Origin of the sequence: Treponema sp. OMZ 838 (genome assembly GCF_000775995.1) — a bacterium.
In the GTDB taxonomy this organism is placed as follows: Bacteria; Spirochaetota; Spirochaetia; order Treponematales; family Treponemataceae; genus Treponema.
The window spans coordinates 1,054,457-1,079,270 of record NZ_CP009227.1; the positions used below are offsets into that span (position 1 = coordinate 1,054,457).

Here is a 24,814-nt window from a genome sequence, read left to right on the forward strand (position 1 = left end):
TCTACCCCCTCCCCCGTTTCCGCTTCCCCGTAAGCAGCGCCTCTGTCTTCTTTCCATACAGCTCGAACAACAAAGCCACACGGGCGGCATCATCGGGGAAGGGGGCTTTCCGGTAGAGCTTATCCACAGCGGAATCCAGGGCGGCGTGCGCTTTGGTGAGTACCGGCGGCATAGTATTGGGATCGTATAAGTCGGCAAGGGAGCTATCGGGAAACTGCGCTCGCGCATCCAATACCGCCTGCGCCTTTTGCATAATCGCTGCCTTTTGCTCTTCCGAAATATCCGGCCACGGGAAGTTGTTATACACAATCTGCGCAGAATAGCGATACCGCATTTCCAGCCGCCCGCATACGGTACGCATCCACGCCATGTGCATTTGCGAAGTAAGCACCCCGAACTCGTATAGCGTTGCATTGGGAACGAGTAAGTTCGCATTGCTTGAAATATCAGAACTATTCATAAAACCAATCGGAATATATTTACGGCGTTCTGATGATGTACTCGGCACAAGGAGATAATGTCCCGACTCCGGCTGACGGATTTCTCCAAAGAGGGATGGGGTTTGCGCAAGTTTCCGTGTTGCCTCACGGTTGCTGCCTCCACGGTGTTCCCGCACCTTTTGTAATCGCGCTACAATGAGCGGACACTTTTTTAGATGCTGAGGTTCTGCATTCAAAAGCCAGAGACAATATCGTTTTTTATTATTGATAAACTCTTCCGCCCCCAAAAACGGACGTATATACCGTTCTGCTTCCGGTTCTTGTTGTAAAAAGGAGGCGTATTCATTTTCTTCTATAATGAGATTACCGCCGTCATTCGGCATACTGCCAAACACCATCGGATTAGTTTGTGTATCAAGTACCGAACTTCTACTATCAATAAACACATGTTGCGCATCGGCTAAATAAGCATTTATCCACTTGACTGTTTGAGCTTTCGGCTCTCCTTTTATATCATCATATAAAAAGAGTTGTTTTTCCGTTCGGTTGCGGAGAGAAAAGCCGACAATAATACAGTACACTGCCGCATTTCCCCGCGCTTCATTCGACCACTTGAAGGTCTGGTGAGCAAAATTGATATGCACCCCGCGCGCAAAAAGATTTGGCCACAAAATCGGTACTTGCTGTCCCTGACAAATAGAATTAGTAGAAACAAAGGCGCATTCAATCTGCGTTCCTTGAATATACTCCGCAGCCTTTTTATACCAGCCCGTAACGTAGTCAAGATTCCCCGCATTCTTTACCCCGCTAAAAAGCATTGCAAGCTCCGCAGACTGTTCTTTCTCCATTACCCACGCACCTAAAAACGGCGGATTGCCGAGAATATACGAAAGGGTATGTTTTGGTACGATGGTCTCCCCGCTGTAACTGCTATAATTAAATGCCCTTTATAGGAACCCGTCTACTTTTTATGCTATACTTTTATCGTTATGCGTTCCGAACGGCTTTTTGAAATCGTCTTTATTCTCCTCAATAAAAAACGAACGACGGCGCAGGAGCTTGCGAAAAAATTTGCTGTATCGATTCGTACCGTGTATCGTGATATTGATATTTTAAGCTGTGCCGGTATTCCGGTGTATACGGTGCAGGGAACAGGCGGCGGAATTTTTATTGACGAAACATACACCATCAATAAATCGATTGTAACACAAGAAGAGCAGGATAAGATTCTGCTCGCCCTGCAATGTTTAGCACCTGTTGACGAGATACATACCGAATCGATTTTAAACCGGTTGTCTGCTGTCTTTCAGCGTCATGCCGATTGGGTTAAGGTTGATTATTCCCGCTGGGACAACAAAAACGACACGTCCATTTTCGATACGGTTAAACAAGCCATCTTGGAATGCCGTGCGCTCCGCATTGAATATCTCAGTTCCTATGGAGAAAAAACTGAGCGTACTATTTATCCGCTTCGCCTTTTGTTTAAATCCAAGGCGTGGTACGTTGAAAGTTTGTGTACCGACAAAAATGCTTATCGGCTTTTCCGGTTAAACCGTATGCTTTCCGTTATGCAGACGGTAAAAATATTTAAGCGTATGGAATTGCTCAACAAGCTACCTGACTGTACAGACTATTCCGATGCTCTGACGCTTACGAACATAAAATTAAAATGCACCGCCGGAATCGCTTATCGGTTTTATGATGAATTTCCTCCCGATCTTATCACAAAAAATATGGACGGCTCGTATACGCTTTCAGTATATCTTCCGATCGATCATTGGCTGTACGGATTTATTTTGTCGCTCGGTACCGAGGTAGAAATTCTTGAACCGGAAACTCTAAAACAAGGAATAATCGATTTTGCTGAAAAAATAGCGGCGCACCATAAAAAAGTTTAAATGTTTTTTCAAACCTGACATACCGTGTCAGCTTTCTATGGTACAATAGGGCATCTTACTATCCTAAAGGAGTCACAATAACCTATGCCAAGACCTACCACCAAAGCCGATTTAATCCAAGCCGCAAATGAACAATTCGCAAAACTGTGGACGTTAATCGGCGAAATGTCTGACGAAGAAAAGAACGCGGATATTGTTCCGAACGAACGCGATAAAAACGTGCGGGATGTTTTGGTTCATCTATATGAGTGGCACTGTCTTCTGCTGAATTGGATACGGTCAAACACAAACGGGAATCCTGCCCCTTTTTTGCCGGCGCCCTATAATTGGAAAACCTATCCTCAGATGAATGTTGTTTTTTGGGAAAAACATCAAAACACATCATATACCGATGCGGAAACAATGCTCAAAAAAACACACAAAGAAGTGCTGGCGCTTATCGAAACATTTTCCAATGAAGCCTTTTTTTCCAAAGGTACTTTCGATTGGACGGGCACAACGACGCTCGGCAGCTATTGCGTATCTGCAACTTCGAGCCACTACGATTGGGCTATTAAGGATATTAAAAAAGCGTTGAAAAAATATAGAGCACGATAACAGCCATCTCTAACAACTAACTCGACCGCTTTGTACTAATCGAAAAAGATACTCGGGCTTATCTACATAGAGATAATGATCTTCCCGTAATACTTTAAAACTCTGTACCTCTGTACGCCGATCGGCAATTTCCGTGAAATGTTCATACTGTCACTATAATACGGTTACTGCTTTTCTGTAATTTAACAAACGGCACGGCAATCAATCACTCCGATGCAGAGCGCAGCTGAGAAGCGGTAGGTATTCAATTTTGCTATGAATCACCGATCTCGATTACTCTGAATATCATAAATACGCTTGTATAAGCCGTCTTTTTCGATGAGTTCGCGGTGTGTGCCCTGCTGGGTAATCTTTCCCTTTTCCAACACGATAATAATGTCTGCATCTTTGACCGTAGCAATGCGGTGCGAAATGATAATCACCGTTTTATGTTTGTTTTCATTTTTGAGGGCAGCTCTGATTGCCGCATCGGTTTCCATATCAACTGCGGAAAGTGAATCGTCAAAGATCAAAATAGGAGCATCCTTTATCAACGTTCGTGCAATCGCCAGCCGCTGTTTTTGTCCGCCGGAAAGAGACACGCCACGTTCCCCGACAACGGTCGAATATCCGTCTGCAAAATAATGAATCTCTCCGTCCAAGGCTGCGATGCGGGCGTATCGTTGTGCGGCGGCATCGTTCGTATCGGGGGCGGCAAGTTTAATATTTTCCATAATTGTTTTAGCGTAGAGAAACGGTTCCTGCAAAATCAGTCCTATCTGCGACCGTATCCAGCCCTTGTCTATCGAACGTAATTCGATGCCGTCAATGGTGATTGAACCGGAAGTATAGTCGTAGAGCCGGTCAAGCAGATGCACCAGCGAACTTTTTCCCGAACCGGTTGGACCTAAAATTGCCGCCGTTTGTCCCTGTTTGATACTGAATGAAACATTATCCAATACCGGTGTGTTCTTCGCTCCGGGATATGCAAACGACACGGAATCAAAAATGATATCACCCTTAATATCCGGTTTTTTCTGTGTGGGGAAAAGCGCCTCAGGTTCTTCGCGGAATATTTCTTCAATACGGCCGACTGATATACAGGCCTTGCCGATATTACCGAGAATCCGTCCAAGCTGCCGCACCGGCTGTATCAGCATAGTGATATACGAGATAAACGCTATCAACATTCCCGCTGAAATTTCGCCGCGGTATGCTAAAAAACTTCCGTAGAGGATAACGGTAAAAATCTGGGTGTACGATAAAAAATCAGCCCCAGACCAAAAAAATGCAAAGCAGCGTATCAATATCAAATTCCGCCGCATATACGCTTCGCTGACTGTTTTGAATTTTTCCATCTCGTATTGTTGACGAGTGAATGCCTTAATCACTCTGATACCGGTAAGACTTTCCTGAAGAACTGCCGTCATTGCCGCTTCCTGTTCGGTTGAGGCTTTAAACTGTTTTTCAATCACATAAAAGAAGAGAGCAGAAAAAGCTGCCGCAACCGGAACCGCTGCACATGAAATGAGCGCCAGCTTGATGTTCGACTGCATCATCAAAAAGACCGTGTATATAATTAAAAACACCGAGCCGACCGTTTCGGGAATTTGAGAATATAATGCGATACGAATGGTGTCCACATCGGATGTACAGCGCTGGATCAGATTACCTGTTTTTGCATTTGCGTGATAGGTGTATGGCAATAGCTGAATATGATTATACAACCGGTTCCGCACATTTTGAATAATCCGTTCGGTTGCCGCATTTGCCGTATTCATCTGCAAAAATGTAAATATACTGCGGCTTATTGCAAATGCAAGAATGAGAGCGGCCATAATGAGCAGTCCGTTTGTCCCCTTTACAGCCGTTCCGAACAGTGCAACGAGCCGTTCAAGGGCTGTATGCGTAAGCGGTACATCGCCGAGTACCGAATCGACGGTAATTTTGATTAGGCTCGGCTGTAGGGCTGCGGCAATCTGAGCAAGCAGTGCAAACATGAGCGCAAGCAGGTATAAGAGACGGAATCCTTTTAAGTACGAAAAGAGCCGAACAAAATTTTTCACAGGTGTCATTATAACAGGAGCATCCGTTGTATTCTATGCACCTTGCTCAAGAATAATGCATAATTTATAATCCTTAATTATCAAACCATGAATTTCGCATTATGAATTTATTTTACGAGGTGTTACATTAAATGCACAAAACGTATGTTTTTTTAGATTCGGGGATAGGCGGCTTGCCGTACTTCCGGTATTTCCATAAAAAAGCACCGCAAGCATCGGCTGCGTATGTGGCGGATTTGGAACATTTTCCCTACGGGGAAAAAACGCGTGAGGACGTGATTAAGTACGCAGTCGGTGTTACGGAAAAAATAATAAATCGATTGGATCCCGCAATGGTTATCGTGGTGTGTAATACGATGTCAACCGCCGCCCTCGATGCACTGCGCAAACATTTTTCCATTCCCTTTGTCGGTACCGTACCGGCGGTAAAGGTCGCGGCGGAAGTCAGTACGAATAAGCGTATTGGGATTATCGCCACGGCGCGAACAATCAACGACCCGTATCTTGATAAACTGATTGAATCATTTGCCGCCGATTGTACTATCGAAAGACGAGCGGATGCGGAACTGGTTGCAAAAATTGAAAACGGACTGATTACCGCCCCGGATGAAGAAAAACGAAAAGCAGTAGTGCCTGCAATCCGGCAGTTTAAAGACGCCGGTGTCGATACGATTGTACTGGCGTGCACTCACTTTTTACATCTTGCAGACACCTTTGCCGAATGCGCCGCTCCGGAAATAAAGGTTGTCGATTCCTTGCCCGGAGTTGTTTCCCATGCATTGGATGTGCTGCCTCCGCCGGCCGGTGGGAACGCATCCCGCAGCAGTTGCTATGTTACCGGCGAAATCACCGAGCGTATCGACCGGCTGTACCGCGGTTACTGTGAACTTTTCGACCTCGATTGGAAGGGAGCGCTGTAATGCAGGGGCTGGTATTAAGCGGCGCAAATAATTTTTTTGCAGTACGCACACCCGAAGGCAACGTAGTGCGTTGTTCCATTAAGGGGAAAAAACTGAAAGAAAGCCGCGGGTATTACAATCCCTTAGCACCCGGTGATACGGTCGATATTGAATACGACACCCTCCATCCCGATCAGGGGCAAATTACGGCGCTTGTACCGCGGCGCAACGGTTTTATCCGCTGGAATCAGAAAACGCGCAGTCCGCAACTTCTAGCGGCAAACATCGACTTGCTGCTCTGCGTTACCACCCCTGCCAATCCCCCCTTCCGTCCGCGCTTTACCGACCGCACATTGGTTCAAGCCGCCGCGGAAGGTATCCCCGCACTTATCATTGTGAACAAAATCGATTTGGGCATTTCGGAACCGGTGCGGGAACGCATACGGGATTGGCAGCGCATTGGCATACAGGTATGCGAGGTGTCTGCAAAGACGGGGGAAGGACTTGAACCGCTCGCACGCCTCCTTTCGGGTAAAACCTGTGCCGTTACCGGACAGTCGGGTGTCGGAAAGTCGAGCTTACTGAATAGCCTTGACCCCAGCCTTGCGCTTAAAACCGCCGATATTTCGTTTAAGTACGACCGCGGTATCCATACGACAACGCAGGGCGTTTTTTTACCGATGACCTTTACCGCTCACGACGGAATGCGGCTGCCGTTTAACATCATCGACACCCCCGGTATCAGACACTTTGCACTCTGGGGCATTAAACCGGAAGAAGTCATCTTCTACTTTCCCGAAATGGAGGCCGCAGCAATACAGTGTGCTTTCGGGCTTTCCTGCTCACACATTCACGAACGCGGCTGCCGTATCTTGGAAGAACTGGACGCAGGGCATATCCACCCCGACCGCTACGAAAGCTGGCGTTCCATGCGCGATGAGTTGACACTGCTTACCGCGGACGAATACTAGGGCAAATGTATTTGGCTAATTCTACGTTCCTACCCGCCATATATTTTCAAGAGTGTCAGCCTCACTTGACAAATATCGGACTTCCTTTTAATATTAAATTATAATTCAGTATTAGCAGAATAGAAAGGAGGACGTTTCGAGCGTACAGGCGGGTATGCAGGTATTAAAAGAAGAGGTCAAAACTAGGATTCTGACGGCTGCGGAAAAAATATTTTATGAACAAGATTATAGAAGCGCCAAGCTGACGGATATTGCAGAACAGGCTGATGTTCCCGTTGCGCTTATTTATACCTACTTCAAAAATAAAGAAGGTTTGTTTGATGAAGTAGTTGAAGGTGTCTTGGATAACATCATTACGATGATGGAAGATGAAGAAAAGATGGAAGCCGGAAGTCCTTATGAAAGATTTAATCGAGGCGGAGCATCTCAACTTCCCAAACTGTTAAAGAGTAGAATAAAACTCATCATCTTGATCGACAAGAGCTCGGGGACGAAACATGAAAATGCAAAAGATATGTGGGTTAAACGATTGGAACAGCATATAAAAGACGGTTTAAAGAGATATTCAAAAACCAAGCACGATCCAATGCTTGCTCATATTTTGGCAAATAATTATGTTGAGGGGCTTATGGAAATTGCACGGCACTATAAAAATGAAAAATGGGCAGAAGATATGCTCTTTATTCTTAATCAGTGCTATTTTAATGGAGTTGAATCATTGTAAGCTGTAATTAGTTAGAGTAGTATAGAAGGAAATTTATTTTAGGAGCGTTCAACCGCTCCTCATTTTATCTATCAATATTGAATAAATATTCAATATTATTTGGTTTTGAAGATATGACAATGGTTCAACGAAGAGGCGATATTTTGACCATGGGTGACATCGAGGGTGTAAACAAAAGTAATGTTTTTGATTTTCAACAGCGGCATGGGCGGAGGCGGATATCCTTCTCCCTGATTGGATTAAGCAGGAGAGAGGCTTTGGAGGGACACCCGGAAAAGCCTCTTTAGAATGAACAGCAGAAGGGAGAAGATTGGAGCCGAAGACCGTTTTTTGCGTAAGCAAAAAGCCGCCAAACAAAAGCATACATAGTGAAGGAGACTATAATGACTGAAAAGGAATTGAAAAAACAGGTAACGGGTAAAACCTTTTTGTCCAATGTGCTGCTTGCACTTAAAATAGTGTTTGACTTAATACCGCAGGTTTTATTGGTACTGGTGATAAGCAGCCTATTTTCGGGAAAAGCGGAAAGGGGATATTTTAAAATGATTGCCGGTGGTATTTTCATCTCGTTTATGCTCAAGGCGTGTTGTAATTATCTTGCCGTAAAGACAGCTCATGACAGGGCTTTTAGTACATTGACGGAATTACGGCTTACCATAATTGAACACCTGAAAAAATTGAATTTAGGATTTTTTAAAAAGCATACTACCGGCGAGCTTACAAGCATTGTTGAACACGATGTAGAGCAGATTGAAATATATCTGGCGCACGGTCTTCCGGAAATCATGGCGGCAACTCTTCTTCCTGTTCTGGTTTTTATTGCAATACTTTTTATAGATTACCGGCTCGCATTAATAATGATTGCAGGGGTACCGCTCATGTTCCTTGTACAACAATTATCTGCAAAGACCATGCAAAAAAGATTTCAAATATATTTTGAACGAGAAATGCAGATGAGGGAAGACATGATGGAGTACGTAAAAAATATTGCCGTCATAAAGGCATTTGCAAAAGAAGAGTGTTTTAGCAGCAGAACTTTGGATTCCGCACGCTCTTATGTGCAAGATGTAAAAAAGAGTATGGGTGCCGTTACGGGCCCAATGGTGCTTATCGATATTTTTATGGAAGCCGGAGCGGTATCGGTTATGATGTTAGGAAGTATACTGCTCTTACATAACAATATTTCTACCGCTCAGTTTATACTGTCCGTTATCTTATCTTCGGTGTTTGTGTCAGCAATAAGTAAAACCGCAACGCTCCATCATTTTTCCATCGTGTTTACTGAAAAGCTCAAAAGCATAGCGGTGATTCTCTGTGCGCCTCTTGCAAAAGAAAAGATCAGCGAAAAACTGAAAACGGGAGATATAGAATGCAAGAACGTACATTTTAAGTATGAAAAAGACGGCTTTGCGTTAAAAGATATTACGGTACAGTGTAAAAAAAACACTTTAAATGCGCTTGTCGGGCCGAGCGGCTGCGGTAAAAGCACGCTTGCGAATCTTATCATGGGTTTTTGGGATGTTGATTCAGGTGTGCTCACAATTTCGGGCAAAGATATTTCACACTATGATACGGACAGCATTTCCGCTCTTATCGGAAGTGTTCAACAGGAAGTGATCCTTTTTAATATGAGCATCTTTGAAAATATCGCGATCGGTAAGGCGGGCGCTTCGGAAGCGGAAGTTATAGAGGCCGCCCAAAAAGCACGATGTCATGATTTTATTTCCGCCCTGCCTCACGGCTACAACACACGGGTCGGAGAGATGGGCGTAAAACTTTCGGGAGGAGAAAAGCAAAGAATATCCATTGCCCGGATGATTCTTAAAAATGCCCCAATTCTTATTTTAGATGAAGCGATGGCTGCGGTTGACAGCGAAAACGAAAAACTCATAAACGAGGCGATCGAAGAATTAAGAAAAAATAAAACGGTTATCACGATTGCGCATCACCTGAACACCGTACAAAACGCGGACAAAATAATCATTATGGATAAAGGCCGCATACTGGATTCCGGCACACATGAAGAATTGATTTCGCGATGCACCTTTTATAAAGAAATGGTCGAAGCCCAAAACAAAGTAGACAACTGGCGAGTGGGGTAAAGGAGACATTTATGTATAAAAAATTATTTGCATTTTTGAGTAAGCGGGGAAAAATCGATGTATGTATTTCTTCTCTGTTTTTTACCTTGTACGGATTGAGCTCCGTGGGGATGTTGCTTACGGTGTTTGCGATTTTGTTTAAGATTGCTGCCGGGACTGATGTTCAGGGACTCTACGGGGCTTTTGCAACGCTGATAGGCTTGGTCGTTTTTAAGGGACTTTGCAATATGCTTGCCGACTTAAAAAAGCACGGAGCCGGCTTTGATGTGGTGCAGCAAATACGGGAGCGGATGATTGTAAAATTAAAGCTGTTTAGTTTGGGATTTTATACGAATGAACGGCTGGGGGAATTAAATACAATTCTTCATAAAGATGTGGACAATATGTCTATGGTGGTCGGTCATATGTGGCCGCGGATGTTCGGTGATTTTCTCATTGCGCTTGCGGTATTTATCGGTCTTTGCTTTATCAATCTTAGTGCAGCCCTTGTGATGGCCGCGTCGATTCCTCTTTCGCTTGCTTACCTTTTTTACACAATTAAGGGAGCACAAAAAACGGAGCATAACAATAATTCCGCACTTGCCGATATGGTGAGTTTATTTGTCGAATATGTACGCGGTATTCCGGTGCTCAAAAGTTTTTCGCATAATAAAAGTCTGGATACTGAACTTTTTGAAAAGACAAAAAAATTCGGAGAAACAAGTAAGGCTGCTTCCCGTTTTAAGGCAAGACAGCTTTCGGTCTTTTCGTTTTTAATCGATGCAGGGTATTTTGTTCTTTTCATTTATTCCGGTCTTGCCGCGTTACGAGGAAGCATCGATGTGCTCAGCTTTATGATTATCGCAGTCATTTCAAAAGAATTTTATAAACCTTTTGCAGCTCTGGAAACGCACTATATGTATTATGTGTCTGCCGTAGACAGCTATCACCGCTTGGGAAAAATTCTTCATGCCGAGGTAATAGCCGATAAAACGGACGGAGTTACTCGTGCACAAAACGATATTGTTTTTAAAGATGTAGCATTTTCTTATGAAGAAGATGAGTTCAAAATGAATGGAATAAATTTTTCCGTTCCGGAAAAAACGATGACTGCGCTTGTAGGAGAATCGGGAAGCGGTAAGACGACGGTTACGAATTTGCTTTTGCGGTTTTACGATGTGCAAAGCGGAACTATTACGCTCGGCGGTACCGATATTCGGGATATCCCCTACGATGAACTTTTAGATCGCATCAGCATTGTTATGCAAAATGTTCAGTTATTTGATAACACCATCGAAGAAAATATCCGAGTAGGAAAAAAAGGAGCAACAAAAGAAGAAATCATCGAAGCTGCAAAAAAGGCAAAGATTCACGATTTTATTATGAGCTTGCCGAAAGGCTATGAAACGGATATAGGCGAAAACGGAGGTCTCTTATCCGGCGGACAAAGACAGCGGATTTCCATTGCACGAGCATTTTTAAAAGACGCTCCGATTTTAATCCTCGACGAAATGACCAGCAATGTCGATCCTGTAAATGAGTCTTTAATACAGGATGCCATTACAGAACTTGCAAAAAACAGAACGGTCATAGTGATCGCTCATCATTTAAGGACTATTCAAAAGGCAGATCAAATCCTTGTGTTTCAAAAAGGCTGTCTTATCGAAAAAGGAAAGCATAGAGAACTTTTGGAAAAGGAGGCTTACTATGCGCGGCTTTGGAAGGCACAATACGGGAGCGGAATGTGCTCACGCTAAAAAATATTTCGTATAAAACAAGGTCGGGGCTTCTCATTCTCGACAATATAAACCTCGAAATAAAAAAAGGAGAATTTGTTGTCATTACCGGAAAAAGCGGAAGCGGGAAGAGCACACTCGGCTCTGTTATCAATGGCCTTATCTCGCATTACTATGACGGAGTATTAACGGGCGAAGCTTATCTAAACGGAAAAGATATATGCACTATGGAGCTTTCAAAAATAGGCTGCATAGTAGGCTGTGTATTCCAAGACCCGCGAAGTCAGTTTTTTATGACCGATCCTTTTAGTGAAGCGGCATTCGGTTGCAGCAATATGCTTTTGAACAGGGAAGAAATACTGAAAAGGGTAGACAACAGTTTGAAGCTGCTTGGAATAAATCATCTAAAAGAGAAGAGTATCTTTAAACTTTCAAGCGGTGAAAAACAAAAACTGGCTATCGCGTCATGCTATGCGATGTCGCCTGACATTTTTTTGTTCGATGAGCCTACAGCTAATCTGGATATTCATTCCATCTTTGATTTGGAAAACATATTACGGAGCTTAAAAGAAGAAGGAAAAACCATTATCGTTTTGGAGCATCGATTATTTTATCTTTCGGCCTTATGCAGCCGTATGCTCATTATGGATAAGGGAAGAATTACGGGCGAATACTCAAAAGATGAATTTTTTGAGCTGCAAAAAAACAATAAAAATATTCGCCCCATATATTTGGGAAATCTCGATACGGTTCATTCTAAAAGTATTATCGATAAAACCACCCCATTGCTTGAAATAAAAAATATTTCATATTCACATTCAAAACAGGAAAAACCCGATGTGCTTAAAGACATATCAATAAGAGCTTATGAAAAGGAAGTTATCGGCATTATAGGTGAAAACGGAGCGGGTAAAACAACTCTTGCTAAATTGTGTACAGGCTTATTAAAAGAAAAAAGCGGAAGCGTTTTAATTAAAGGAGAAAAGCGTAGCTATAAGAAAAGGGCGGGGAGTATTTATTTTGTCATGCAGGACTCCGACTATCAACTTTTCGGTAATACCGTAGAGGATGAATTGAATATAGGAAAAAAAGGCGGCGGTTTGAGCTATACGGAAAAAGAAACCGTTTTATCGGACTTTGAAATTCTTGATTTAAAAGAACGGCATCCGCTTGCCCTCTCAAGAGGTCAAAAGCAACGGCTTACCATTGCAGTAGCTTTTTGCAATAACTGTAAGATACTTTTTTTAGATGAACCGACAAGCGGCTTGGATAAACATTCTATGGATTTAGTTTCTAAAAGTATTCTCACTGAGGCAAAGGCAGGTAGGCTTATATTTGTAATATCGCATGATTATGAATTTTTACTGTCTGTCTGCAACAGAATTATTTATTTAAAAAGCGGAATGGTTCACGCTGATTTCAATTTAAATAATGATACCAAGAAAATGCTCTGGGAGCTTTTAAGTAAAAAAGAGGAAATGTGAAGTGAATACAAAAAGAAAAGCGGATCCGAGAACGGTACTCGGCATTGTATTTATTTTTATCTCGTTCGGTCTTGCCGTCAATAAGCCCCTCCCCTCACATGTTTTACTTATTATTTGTAATTTCTATTTATGGGATGTACGCGCTTATCGTGAATCCGTTTTATATAGCGGAATGTATAGTATCATTGCCGTGTCGATGTTTTATATTCATTATATTCCGAATTCGACAATTGCTCTCATGATTGTATCTTTAAGTTATTTTATTCAAAAATTCGTTATTGCGGTTATGATGATTATATTCTTGAAAAAGAAAACTTCCATGCCCTCTATTATATCGGCTATGCAGACGATGAAATTTCCAAACATAATAGCAATTCCCTTAATCGTTGTATTTAGGTATCTCCCGTCCTTAAAAGAAGATTACGGCTGTTTAAAAGACAGTTTAAAAATAAGAGGAATTTCTATTTCGGGCTTACGGTTTTTAATTCATCCCATTCGTTCTTTAGAACTTATAATTGTTCCGATTTTATTTAGAAGTCTTCGCATAGCTGAGGAACTTTCCACATCGGTTTTGCTGAGAGGAATTGAAAACTATAAAAACAGAACGAATGTCTATCCGCTCAAATTTACAAAAACGGATTTTGTATACGGATTATGTACGGCTATTGCTGTGGCTGTGGTATCGTACTTACAGGTTAGTAATATTTTTTAGGAGAATATAAACTATGGAAACAACGACAAACAAACTAAACGCCAAAGATTTTATTTTTATCGGAATTTTTGGTACAGTTGCACTGCTCATCTTCTTTGTTACAGGAGCAATTGCTGCATTAACGCTTTTCGGAACGGTAGCCAATATCCCGATTACGCTGTTTTTTGTATCGATAGCATTTATGCTGGCGGCATCAAAGGTAAGAAAAACGGGCGTCTTTTTTATTATGGGGATAATTATCGTTTTACCGGGATTTATGGCGGCAAACGGAATAGGCGTCGGCCTTTCAATTATCGGCTGGTTCATTGCGGAGACTCTTGCGTCAACGATGAAGTACAAGGATAAAAAAGCAATTATTCTGTCCTATATGCTGGGCTCCACATTGCAGACAGCCTTGTTCACCCTGCCCATGTATCTTTCGCATGGAGAATACTTTGTGCAAAGAAAGGAGATTTTACATTTAACGGATGAAGCTTTACAACAGTATTTGCAGGTTGTGGGTTCATGGCAGATGTACGGTTCTATGGTTGCATTGACAGTTATAACAAGTTTCGCGGGAGCGTGGATTTCTATGCGGATATTAAAAAAGCATTTTGAAAAAGCGGGAGTGATATAGCAGCATTTTAATTTATATTCCAACTCGCCGTATTCATTTTTTTTAGACTGTGCTACGATAAGTCATCATGCTGAAGACTTTATCAAAAAGCCTGCGGGAATATAAACGGACATCCGTTATCGCAGTGCTGCTGACTATTACGGAGGTGGTGTTTGAAATAATCATCCCCTCCTGTATGGCGTATCTCATTGATTTTGGAATTGAAGCCGGTGCAATGCAAACGGTGTTCAAGTACGGGGCGGCGCTTTTGGTCTTTGCGCTTATTCAATTATTGACGGGGGTGTTTTCGTCGGTTACTGCGGCAAAGGCATCGGCGGGTTTTGCGGCAAATCTGCGGCAGGATATGTACGACAACGTGCAGACTTTTTCTTTTTCCAACATCGACAAATTTTCACCTTCTTCCATTATAACGCGGCTTACCACCGATGTAACAAACGTACTCAACTCCTATCAGATGCTGGTAAAACTTGCCGTGCGCGCCCCCGGAATGATGATCTTTGCGATGATTGCATCGTTTAGAATCAGTACGAACATTTCCCTCATCTTTCTCGGTATGATTCCGCTTTTGGGACTCGGTATCTTTCTTATTATCCGGAAGGTGCATCCGATATTCAGAACTGTTTTTAAAACCTACGATACGCTCAACAATGTGGTGCAGGAAAACGTGCGCGGTGTCCGGGCGGTAAAATCCTTTAACCGGCAGCAGTACGAAATTACCAAGTTTGAAAATATTTCCGAATCGATTTACAAGGGCTTTTCAAAAGGGGAGCGGTATATTACGCTGATGATGCCGATGGCACAGCTGTGTATTTATACCTGTATGATTTTGATTTCGTGGTTCGGTGCAAAGGAGATTGTTGCGAGCGGGAACAATGCGACGCAGGGGCTCACCACCGGGTCGCTGATGGCGCTGTTTTCGTATGCCTCTCAAATTATGATGAGCTTGATGATGTTTTCGATGGTCTTTGTGATGATCACTATTTCCCGTTCTTCCGCAGACCGTATTGCAGAAATTTTAAATGAGCAGCCGGACATCACCAATCCTGAGCATCCCGTGATGGAGGTAAAAAACGGAGAGATATGCTTTACCAATGCCGATTTTATGTATACTGCGGATGCCGATAAAAAAGTAATCGATAATGCGAACCTTGTTATCCGGTCTGGAGAAACGGTGGGGATTATCGGCGGCACGGGTTCTTCCAAAACATCTTTTGTCCAGCTCATTCCCCGCTTATACGATGTTACCTCCGGTTCGGTGAGTGTCGGCGGTGTGAACGTAAAAGACTACGATGTAAAAACGCTGCGGGATGCGGTAGCAATGGTCTTGCAGAAAAATGAATTGTTTGCCGGTACGGTAAAGACTAATTTGCAGTGGGGGAATGAACATGCAAGCGATGCGGAAATTGCGGAAGCGTGCCGCCTCGCTTGCGCTGCCGAATTTGTCGAAGCAATGCCGGATGGGTATAACTCCCGTATCGAGCAGGGAGGTGCCAATGTTTCCGGTGGACAAAAACAGCGGCTTTGTATTGCGCGGGCGCTGCTCAAGAAACCTAAGATTTTAATCCTCGATGATTCAACCAGTGCGGTAGACACCAAAACGGACGCACTGATTCAAAAGTCATTTAAAGACTTCCTGCCGGATACAACAAAGATCATTATTGCGCAGCGGATTTCTTCCGTACAACATGCGGATAAAATTCTCGTATTCGACAACGGAGCAATTACTGCGGTCGGCACACATGATGAATTGCTGCATACAAGCGACATCTATAAAGAAGTCTTTGAAACGCAACAAAAAGGAACTGACGACATAATGACTATCAGAGTTGAGCAGTGTACACGGAGGTACACTGCTCAACAGTGCAACAAAAATCGGAGGTTCCGATGCATAATATGAAACCTGCTCACGGTGCAAAACCGGAAATGAAACTTTCCATGCCTGCCGTCAAACGGCTTCTTTCCTATCAAAAACAGTACAGGGGCATCCTTGCGGTTGTGACGGTCTGTATTTTATTAAGTGCAGGCGCAACCGCCGCCGCCTCTTTATTCCTGCAAGTATTGATTGATCAGTATATCCTGCCACTGCTTGCGCAAAGTACTCCGGTGTTTACCGGACTGCTACGGGCGCTCATCGTTATGGCGGCGGTGTACGGCGCCGGTGTCCTTTGTTCATGGATTTACAGCCGTTTGATGATCAATGTGGCGCAGCGGACGCTCAAGCGGATCCGCGATGAGATGTTCGCAAAGATGCAGCGCCTGCCGATTCGGTATTTCGACACGCACACGCACGGTGATATTATGAGCCGCTACACCAACGACACCGACACACTCCGGCAGATGATTACGCAGTCAATGCCGCAGTTTGTTTCTTCCGTGTGTACGATTATCGCCGTGTTCTTTGCAATGTTGTATCAGAGTGTGTATCTGACAGTCATCGTTGTCGCTTCCATCTTTTCTATTTTGAACGTGATTAAGTTCGTCGCAAAAAAGAGCGGCTTCTATTTTGTCCGCCAGCAGGAGACACTCGGGCAACTCAACGGCTATGTTGAAGAGATGATAAACGGACAGAAAGTGATTAAAGTGTTCTGCCGGGAAGAAGCGGTAAAAGCTGAATTTAAAGAAAAGAATGCCGCATGGCAGGAAAGCGCAGCAAAAGCAAATGCGTATGCAAATATCATCATGCCCTTTATGAATGCGCTGGGATATTTTCAGTATGTGATTGTTGCGCTTGTCGGTGCATGGTTTGCTATTGCAAAAATTCCCAATCCGACTATCGCCGGTATCAATACGCTGACGCTTGGCACCATCGCTTCATTTTTAACGCTGTCGCGGAGCTTTACCAATCCCATTTCTCAGCTATCCAATCAGCTCAATTCGGTAATCAATGCCGTTGCAGGAGCCTCACGGATTTTTGCGCTGATGGACGAAGCGCCGGAGGAAGATGCCGGTACCGTTACGCTTGTCAACGCACGGGAAGAAGCAGGCACCTTGTCCGAAGCGGCGGAACACACGGGTATATGGGCGTGGAAGGAAACACAGGCAGACGGCGCGGTTTCTTTAACCCGGCTGACGGGCAAGGTGATTTTTGAACATGTCGATTTCGGTTATAGCCTTGAGAAAAACGTGCTGAAGGACATAAACCTCTTTGCGGAGCGCGGACAAAAGGTTGCATTCGTCGGGGCGACCGGTGCAGGCAAAACAACGATTACCAATTTGATCAACCGCTTCTACGATATTAACAGCGGCACTATTACCTACGACGGCATACCGATTACCCGCATTAAGAAAGAAGACCTGCGGCGTTCGCTCGGTATCGTATTGCAAGAGGTGAATTTATTTACCGGCACTATTATGGAAAACATTCGATTCGGCAACTTGGATGCAACCGACGAACAGTGTATCGCAGCGGCAGAACTTGCCAATGCGCACAACTTTATTACGATGCTGCCCCACGGATATGACACGGTTATTGAAGGCAGCAAAAACTCCCTTTCGCAAGGACAGCGGCAGCTCTTATCCATTGCCCGCGCCGCAGTCTCCGATCCGCCCGTTATGATATTGGATGAAGCAACCTCTTCAATCGACACAAGAACCGAAGCGCTCATCCAAAAAGGTATGGATAGGCTGATGGAAGGCAGAACCGTTTTCGTCATCGCCCACCGCCTCTCCACCATTATGAACTCCGACGTTATCATGGTCTTGGATCACGGCGAAATTATCGAACGCGGCACACACGAAAGTCTTATTGCCAAAAAGGGTATGTATTATCAACTTTATACGGGAGCCTTAGACTTTGACAAATAGGCGGGCATCTGCGTTGTCGCTTAACAAAAAACACTCCTCGACGTACAACAAGTACGACTGCGGGTGTTTTTTGTACGCTCCTAGCATCTGCTCCACCTATTTGTCAAAGCGCTGGTTAGGGGCGGGGTATCTCCTTCATCGCTTCTGTTTAAATCAGTGGCATCCTTGCCGCTGCTGAAAATCCTCAACGTATCAGTACCGCCACGGATGGCGGTGTTTCTAAACAGCAGCAAGTTTTTCACTAGAAAAACTTGTCGTTGAAAAGCGTACACGGAAGTACGCTTTTCAACAGGCCTGCGGTTAATTTTCGCTCACGCCTCGTATCTGTACCGTCTCTTTGCAAAAGCGTTGGTTAGGGGCGGGGCATCTGCGTTGTCGCTTAACAAAAAACAGTCCGCGATAGTTGCAATTTACTTGTCTAAAACTTCGGTTTTCCAGTCTTTTATTGTGCGTGTCTGTTCATCAAATGAACTTCCAATGAGCACTATTTTTTTCCCACTCGCCATGTACTTTGCGGCATAGCCATTCGTTTTTATCTGGTTGAAGGCATCTTCAGCACTACCATTCCCGGAGAGCTTAAACTCAAAGATATACACAGCATCAGCAGTAATAACCACGGCATCCGCACGTCCGGTAGCGCAGTGTACTTCCGTCTGTACAAACTGTCCCATCAGTGCAAAGACAAGATACACTGCTGTCTGATAGTTCTGTTCCCGCAGTTTCAGCTTATTCTTCGGGAAATCATCATACGGAATACTTGCGATAATCGCTTGCATCCGCTCCATAAAGCTATTCACGTCACCCTTGCGGATGTCTTGTACAAACCGTCCAACCCATACCCCTGTTTGGCCGAAGGGGACGTCAGAATATGCCGGTAACAGATTATGCAAAAAGCCATACCGTACCTCATCATTCGGAAAGCCCAGTCGGTAAAGCCGTAAATCTTTTATATATTCCTTGATAGTGAGATAGCCTGCTTGAAACAGAATAGGCAACGCATCTTGAGCAACTGCCCGATAGGTTTGCAAGCCATCTTCATCAAGTTGCACATTGCCATCCAAGTCGGGGATATAATAATGCGCTTCTTTTAAGAAGTTGACCAAAAAAGTCGGCGTTCCCGTACCGAACCAGTAACCGCTAATCTCTTTTTTGACAAAGGCGCTCAAAAGGCTAAAGGGATTGTACATTCCTTCTCCTGCAGGATGGAACATATAGCCGTCGTACCACTGCTTTAAGGCTGCTAATGCCTGTTGATACGTAAGGTTTTGCTCATCGGCAAGCACTTGTATGTCAGGCTGGAAGTTCGTTTCAAGTTCTGTTTGTGTGATGCCGCAGAGGCTGGCATACTGTTTCTCAATCGATATATCGCGGAGGTTATTCAAATCACTGAAAATGCTGATCTTGCTAAACTTGGTAACCCCGGTTAAAAAGGCAAAGCGGATATATTCATCACAGGTTTTTATGACAGAGTAAAAAGCTTTAAGCGCATTGCGGTATTGTTCATTCAGCGCTTCATTTATTCCCATCGTTTGTAAAAGCGGCTTATCGTATTCGTCTACGAGAATGACTACCTGCTTGCCGGTCTTTTGATATGCCCGTTGGATTATCCCTTTAAATCGGCTCGAAAACGTTTGCTCTGAGGTATCTGATTCGTATTGCTTTTCCCACTGGACTAAATGAGTGTGCAGAATAGTGTGCATACTTTTTTCATCATTGTAATTTTCCGTATTAAAATCCAGATAGAGTACAGGATATTCTTGCCACGCCTCTCTGCCTTCTTGTGCCGCTTGCTCCTCTTCCGCTTTTTCAAGATATAGATCTTTGAATAGCTCTTTTTGCCCGCGGAAATATGCTGCCAAGGTTGAAAGGAAAAGACTCTTGCCAAACCTCCGCGGACGGCTTAAGAAATAGGGACTCGACACTTGAACGAGCCGCCAGAGAAATGGGGTCTTATCAATATACAGATAACCGTCTCGGCGCAGTTTTTCAAAACTCTGTATGCCGATCGGTAGTTTGCGGGGAGTATTCATAGCAATAGTATAGCAGGGTTCAATGCTTTCTGCAATTTAGCCACGTCAAAGACGGCTATTCGTTTGCCAAATAAGAGGAACCCAGTTGTTTTTTTAAGCAGGTAAAAAGTACGAAAAGAAAGAGAGCGGCGGCGAGGAAAATGAGGAACATCATAGGATGTAAAGAGGCGGAGAGACACATTTTACAAAGCCGGTAAAGATGAAAGAAAAAGGCGAGGATAAAAAACTGTAAGCTGATTATACCGATCATGATGTTGATTTTAGAAACGGAAAAAGGCCCCGCGACCGGAGAAAAGAGACGGGAGTTCATCGGATCGCCGTGACGGTTGTGCAGTTTCCCGAATAAGTATTCCGTATATCGTCCGGTTTTTTTATTGCAAAATATCTTATTAAGCTCGGAGTTTGCCGACTCATTGCAGCCTTCCCAAAACTTGTGATTAGTGCTCATCTGTGCAATATTGCTTTCATACAGCTCATACCATGCCTTTGATCCCTTGCCCATAAGAACCCACAACACAGAAAAGAGCATTCCCAAAAAGCAGATAACAAGGGGAACTATCCCCATAGTAAAAGGCTGGGCAAATGACTTTTCCGTACACGGGGATTCATTTTTTTCGGTAATGATGACCATAAACTCTTTACAAACTTTCACATCATCTTTAACAGCTTGAACCGTTGCAGTAAGGCGATTGCCGGCTAATTGGGGGATAAATATATCCTTCATATAAACAGCATAAGCGCCTGCAATAGCAATTAAAAAAGCAGCAAGAAAAACAGACCGAGACCAAAGACGTTCAAGCTCAAAATCTCTTCCGCGCCAAAGGTATTTGTAAATATCCTTTGCTGTAGGGGTGTGATTATTACTGTTCGCATTCGTATTGTCATTACGATTGTTATCTTGATTGCACATAAATCCCCCTTTTTATTTTGCCGTAATATTTTGACAGTAGGATTCAAAAGTTTTAGTGATTGTCCGCACCCCATATTCTATTTCTTCTTTTTTTGATTCGGTATTATCATTACGAGAAGTTGCAATTGTTTTTTTATCGTACCGTTCTCCTACTTTTTTAAGAGCTTCATCATAGGCGTATGTTAAAAGAGCGTATTTACGGCTTTCTTCTGAGAATACAAGGTTTATAAGAGCAAAGGCAACAATAAGAACTGTCATAATACCGACAAAAATTGAGGTGATGATAAATATATCTTGATTACCGTATTGACGTACATTCATCCATAAGAAAATTAATAAACCGATTGCAAATACACTGAACACTATAAATAATACGTAAGAACATATCGGCATTTGTATTTTTTCTATATACATATCGATTATTAGAGAATCATCCTGCTCTGGTATTTTGTCTTTATTTATTAAGTTCTTTGCATTTATACTTTCATTACTTTTACCGTCTGTAAACATAGATTTGTATATGTATTTATCAAACACTTTAATCTTCTCCTTTCCTCGCCCCCCATACGGAGCGTTTTTCTTCATTATCTCTCCACAAACTGCACTGCTGTTTGCGGCAAGTTCAAAAATTGACTTTCTTGCCAATTTTTGAACGCGACATCCTTGTTCGTTCTGAAAATACTGAGCGTAAAAAGCATAGCTACTCAGCTTTTCATTCAGAACCCGCTTGAGCACCAAGGCAGGTTCTTAAGGCAGAGCCCTAAGTCGCCGTTTTTCTTTAGATGGGGTCATAGGGGAAGACTTTTCTTTTTATCGAAAAAAAAGAAAAGTCTTCCCCTAACCGGTTAAAAGCCTGCGAGACAACATACCCGAAAATTATTGCCCTTGCTATTGAAGTCCACGGAGCCGTCACTGAAATCCACGTCCCAAGCGTAACTATTGTCGAAGGAAACCTGCGACGACGACCAATACAATGAAGTACCGAGACTTGCATCTGCATAACTGCTATCCAGACCGTGTATTTTTGCAAGACTATCATTGATTGCCACGCGGTTCTTATACACCTCGCACAGTTCCGCAAGACTTGGTATATACCAGTCAAACCTCTTTTCTCCAAGCTGTGTCCTATATATTTCGTTATAAGTATTTACCCAGTGGAACGCCGGATAGTTCGTTGCTGCATCCGCGGCTCCTGCAGTATCTTGCTGCTTAATATACTCCCAGTTATCGCTACCGTCAGTATCGCCGGTAAACGTTGCCCTTTGGGCAGCGCCACTTCCTGTTGCGCTCGGTGTGCAGATAATATCTGCAAACTTCATGTTGTAGCCGGCGCTGTCATTCTTTGCCCATCTAAGACCGCTACCGCTTGTATGCAGCGCAATCATACGCGGTACACCATAGCTATTAGAGCCGCAGATAATACCAACCGGTGGCTTGTTTGGGTCTATTGCAGTATAGCTATCTTTATCAACGACTGTTTTATCCGCAAGTACGATTTTACCGACAGTGTAGGCGCTATAGTCTTTGACGGCAAAAGTACCTGTTGTGCTTACACTTCCGGAGCTTATTGTAACCGTGTAGTCGTTCTCTGTTCCCGGTATGGTAAGGCTCACTTTCAGCGTAGCATCATCAATAATCGTAATCGCCGAGCTATTGGTAATTGAAGATGTTGCACAGCTTACCGAAAAATTCTCTTTGCTCACTCCCGGCGCTTTGAAGTTCACCCCCTTCACGGTCGCCGTTATAGGGGAGTCTTCCTTAGAAATGCCCGCATTGGGAATCGTAAACGAGGTAAATTTCGGACTGCCGTATACCTGAATGGTCGGATGGGTTACGGTCTTTTTATCATCGTAAGAAGATCCTTCATAATATGACGTTTGAACGGCATTGCCGAACAACACTTTCGCGGTAAACACGCCTTCTTCCGATGGGACAGGAATATCCGCCGTAAGCGTGGTAAGCTCGCGTCCCGTATGCGACGTATCAATCGGCGCCGCGCTTCCGTAAGCGGCTCCGTTGCTGTCATAGAGCTGTACGGTGATACCCCCCGCAACAATATCGAGATTGATGCCTTTGAGCATAATTTTCGTTGTACTCGAAGGCGGTACCGCACTTGAAGCTATCTGTGTTACGCTCAATTCGGGCTGGGCGGTAAGACGCGCTTCTTTGGAGATGACAAAGGTTTCGGTTACGCTTTGATATGTTCCGCACAGTTTTACCTTTACCGTATATACCGCACCTTCCACGGTTACATTACTCGCAGAAAGGGTTGGCGCAGTAAGCGTTACCGTGTAGTCTGAACCGGCTGCGACTGCGTTTTGAAGGCTGCCTACCAGAGTGCTGTTTTTAAAGATACCGACTTTTACCGCCGGGTCGCTTTGACTTGCGATAAGGTCAAAATTACTTCCTTTAAGCGTTGCCGTTATCGTGAGGTCGGTGTCGTTATAGACAAGGTGCGCACGGCTCAATTCGATGCCGTTCAGGGAAGGGGTCAGCGAAGCGGTAACGGATACCGAAGCCGGGTCGCTTTTGTTTCCGACGTCATCCTTTGCACTCACTGAAACCGTATACACATCGCCGACGACAGGAGTTACCGGAAGTTCATAGCCGGTTTTGTCTTTTGTAAGCGGCATATCCGTTGCATCTTCGCCTCCTTTTTTCCAGCTCAAGGTAAGTCCCGCAAAATCACTGTCTGTAGGATTTGTCCACGTTACGATAATCTTTTGGTTTCCTGAATCGTATACTGCAGAAAGGTTTTTTACCTTTGCAGGCGGTGTTTTGTCGATGTTTGTAATGGTAATCGTTTCTACTTCACGTCTGCCGTCATTATCTAACACTGCTACCGAGTAGATGCTGTTCGCAGTAACCGTAAAGCTATTGCCGGTTATCTCGGTTCCATTTTCCAACACATCCTTTGCACTGAGCCCGCTTCCTTTCTTCCATTTTGCTTCTTTTAGTGAAGTGTCTGAACTAACCGTTATCGTTACAGAATCTTTTGTCCACTCAGTTTTTACAGGGACTTGCGTCAGAGTAATAGTCATCACACTGCTAGCAGCGTTGGTGGTAACCGTTTTACTCACACCGTCTTTACTCTTGTTCAGCGCCTTGTCGATGGTTTTAACGGTAAATGTATACGCAGTACCGCTGGTAAGCCCTTCCGCGGTAAAGCTCATCGCTTTACCTTTTTCCGCAGAAAGGTAAACGGCGTTTGTAAGGGTTCCCGCCGCAGGGCTTGCAGTAATTTCTACCTGATACAGGTCTGCATCCGCAGGGTTCGTCCAGCTTAAACTTACTTTACCATTTCCGGCAGCTGCTGTAAGTTCCGTAACTTCCGCAGGTGGCGTTGTGTCTTGTGCGGCGCTAACATTTGGATTACAGCCGATTATCATCGCTGCTACAGCCATATATGCAGCGGCGATAGTTATATAGCGTATGTTCTTTTTCATACGGTGTTCTCCTTATTATGTAAATTATCTCATGTTGTTCGTATGTGATTCCTGCGAGGATTATCCGGTATCAAACCAGACTGCATACCGAGCATTGCGGTACAAGGCGGACAATAATAAGAGGTTTATATAATAAGTTCTTTTCAGTATCGCCACGAATGGCGGTGGTTCCATATAGTAGCGAGTTTGCTGGGCAAACTTGTCGTTGGACAGCGTTTTTAGTGATGAGGAAACATTGTTATGTGTGTGAAATACGGATAAAAAATTATCTAAATAACATTCATGCTGTGAGCTGTGAGCTGTGAGCTGTGAGCTGTGAGCTGTGAGCTGTGAGCTGTGAGCTGTGAGCTGTGAGCTGTGAGCTGTGAGCTGTGAGCTGTGAGCTGTGAGCTGTGAGCTGTGAGCTGTGAGCTGTGAGCTG

Annotated in this window: 18 protein-coding genes; 12 read left to right on the forward strand and 6 right to left on the reverse strand. The window is 43.9% G+C overall.

Going from position 1 to position 24,814, the window contains the following annotated elements:
* Nucleotide 1 precedes the first annotated feature (1 nt).
* Nucleotides 2-1,351 carry a type IIL restriction-modification enzyme MmeI gene (locus QI63_RS13255; RefSeq protein WP_081984404.1) on the reverse strand — a complete coding sequence of 450 codons (1,350 nt, stop codon included), beginning with the start codon at nucleotides 1,349-1,351 and terminating at the stop codon, nucleotides 2-4.
* A 78-nt stretch (nucleotides 1,352-1,429) separates the two neighbouring features.
* On the opposite strand from QI63_RS13255, the gene QI63_RS04715 reads away from it, so the two are divergent.
* Nucleotides 1,430-2,338 carry a helix-turn-helix transcriptional regulator gene (locus tag QI63_RS04715; protein ID WP_044014332.1) on the forward strand — a complete coding sequence of 303 codons (909 nt, stop codon included), beginning with the start codon at nucleotides 1,430-1,432 and terminating at the stop codon, nucleotides 2,336-2,338.
* Nucleotides 2,339-2,422: 84 nt separating this feature from the next.
* A complete protein-coding gene (locus tag QI63_RS04720; protein ID WP_044014334.1) occupies nucleotides 2,423-2,935 on the forward strand; it encodes a ClbS/DfsB family four-helix bundle protein in 513 nt (170 codons plus the stop codon).
* A gap of 260 nt (nucleotides 2,936-3,195) precedes the next feature.
* On the opposite strand, the gene QI63_RS04725 is transcribed toward QI63_RS04720, so the two are convergent.
* Nucleotides 3,196-4,980, reverse strand: a complete 1,785-nt coding sequence (locus QI63_RS04725; RefSeq protein WP_044017051.1) for an ABC transporter ATP-binding protein — start codon at nucleotides 4,978-4,980, stop codon at nucleotides 3,196-3,198.
* A 131-nt stretch (nucleotides 4,981-5,111) separates the two neighbouring features.
* Between QI63_RS04725 and murI the strand changes: the two genes are divergently transcribed.
* The 10 genes from murI (at nucleotide 5,112) to QI63_RS04780 (ending at nucleotide 18,007) form a co-directional block, all read left to right on the forward strand.
* Nucleotides 5,112-5,900, forward strand: a complete 789-nt coding sequence (gene murI, locus QI63_RS04730; protein ID WP_044014336.1) for a glutamate racemase — start codon at nucleotides 5,112-5,114, stop codon at nucleotides 5,898-5,900.
* The gene (gene rsgA, locus QI63_RS04735) at nucleotides 5,900-6,850 is read left to right on the forward strand and encodes a ribosome small subunit-dependent GTPase A (protein WP_044014338.1); all 951 of its coding nucleotides are present in this window, start codon (nucleotides 5,900-5,902) and stop codon (nucleotides 6,848-6,850) included. The genes murI and rsgA overlap by 1 nt, the downstream gene beginning before the upstream one ends.
* 154 nt (nucleotides 6,851-7,004) lie before the next feature.
* Nucleotides 7,005-7,574: a TetR/AcrR family transcriptional regulator gene (locus QI63_RS04740; RefSeq protein WP_044014340.1), complete on the forward strand. Its 570-nt coding sequence runs from the start codon at nucleotides 7,005-7,007 to the stop codon at nucleotides 7,572-7,574.
* Nucleotides 7,575-7,957: 383 nt separating this feature from the next.
* Nucleotides 7,958-9,676, forward strand: coding sequence for an ABC transporter ATP-binding protein (locus QI63_RS04750; RefSeq protein WP_044014343.1), 1,719 nt, complete (start codon nucleotides 7,958-7,960; stop codon nucleotides 9,674-9,676).
* 11 nt (nucleotides 9,677-9,687) lie between these two features.
* Nucleotides 9,688-11,412, forward strand: a complete 1,725-nt coding sequence (locus QI63_RS04755) for an ABC transporter ATP-binding protein (protein ID WP_044014345.1) — start codon at nucleotides 9,688-9,690, stop codon at nucleotides 11,410-11,412.
* Complete coding sequence (locus tag QI63_RS04760; RefSeq protein WP_044017053.1) at nucleotides 11,400-12,875, forward strand: ABC transporter ATP-binding protein; 1,476 nt, start codon at nucleotides 11,400-11,402, stop codon at nucleotides 12,873-12,875. Before QI63_RS04755 ends, QI63_RS04760 begins: the two co-directional genes overlap by 13 nt.
* Nucleotide 12,876: 1 nt before the next feature.
* Nucleotides 12,877-13,587 (forward strand): energy-coupling factor transporter transmembrane component T family protein, encoded by a 711-nt coding sequence (locus QI63_RS04765; RefSeq protein WP_044014347.1) that lies wholly within the window; start codon nucleotides 12,877-12,879, stop codon nucleotides 13,585-13,587.
* 13 nt (nucleotides 13,588-13,600) lie between these two features.
* Nucleotides 13,601-14,203 carry an MptD family putative ECF transporter S component gene (locus QI63_RS04770; RefSeq protein WP_044014349.1) on the forward strand — a complete coding sequence of 201 codons (603 nt, stop codon included), beginning with the start codon at nucleotides 13,601-13,603 and terminating at the stop codon, nucleotides 14,201-14,203.
* A 67-nt stretch (nucleotides 14,204-14,270) separates the two neighbouring features.
* A complete protein-coding gene (locus QI63_RS04775; protein WP_235619785.1) occupies nucleotides 14,271-16,100 on the forward strand; it encodes an ABC transporter ATP-binding protein in 1,830 nt (609 codons plus the stop codon).
* The gene (locus tag QI63_RS04780) at nucleotides 16,097-18,007 is read left to right on the forward strand and encodes an ABC transporter ATP-binding protein (RefSeq protein WP_044017057.1); all 1,911 of its coding nucleotides are present in this window, start codon (nucleotides 16,097-16,099) and stop codon (nucleotides 18,005-18,007) included. The genes QI63_RS04775 and QI63_RS04780 overlap by 4 nt, the downstream gene beginning before the upstream one ends.
* Nucleotides 18,008-18,417: 410 nt before the next feature.
* Here QI63_RS04780 and QI63_RS04785 read toward each other — a convergent pair whose 3' ends face one another.
* The 4 genes from QI63_RS04785 to QI63_RS04800 form a co-directional block, all read right to left on the reverse strand.
* Complete coding sequence (locus QI63_RS04785) at nucleotides 18,418-20,037, reverse strand: ATP-binding protein (RefSeq protein ID WP_044014351.1); 1,620 nt, start codon at nucleotides 20,035-20,037, stop codon at nucleotides 18,418-18,420.
* A gap of 55 nt (nucleotides 20,038-20,092) precedes the next feature.
* Nucleotides 20,093-20,947 (reverse strand): RipA family octameric membrane protein, encoded by an 855-nt coding sequence (locus tag QI63_RS04790; RefSeq protein WP_044014353.1) that lies wholly within the window; start codon nucleotides 20,945-20,947, stop codon nucleotides 20,093-20,095.
* Between the two features lie 12 nt (nucleotides 20,948-20,959).
* Complete coding sequence (locus QI63_RS04795) at nucleotides 20,960-21,592, reverse strand: hypothetical protein (RefSeq protein ID WP_144389659.1); 633 nt, start codon at nucleotides 21,590-21,592, stop codon at nucleotides 20,960-20,962.
* Between the two features lie 200 nt (nucleotides 21,593-21,792).
* Complete coding sequence (locus QI63_RS04800) at nucleotides 21,793-24,393, reverse strand: Lcl domain-containing protein (RefSeq protein WP_044014357.1); 2,601 nt, start codon at nucleotides 24,391-24,393, stop codon at nucleotides 21,793-21,795.
* Nucleotides 24,394-24,814: the final 421 nt, after the last annotated feature.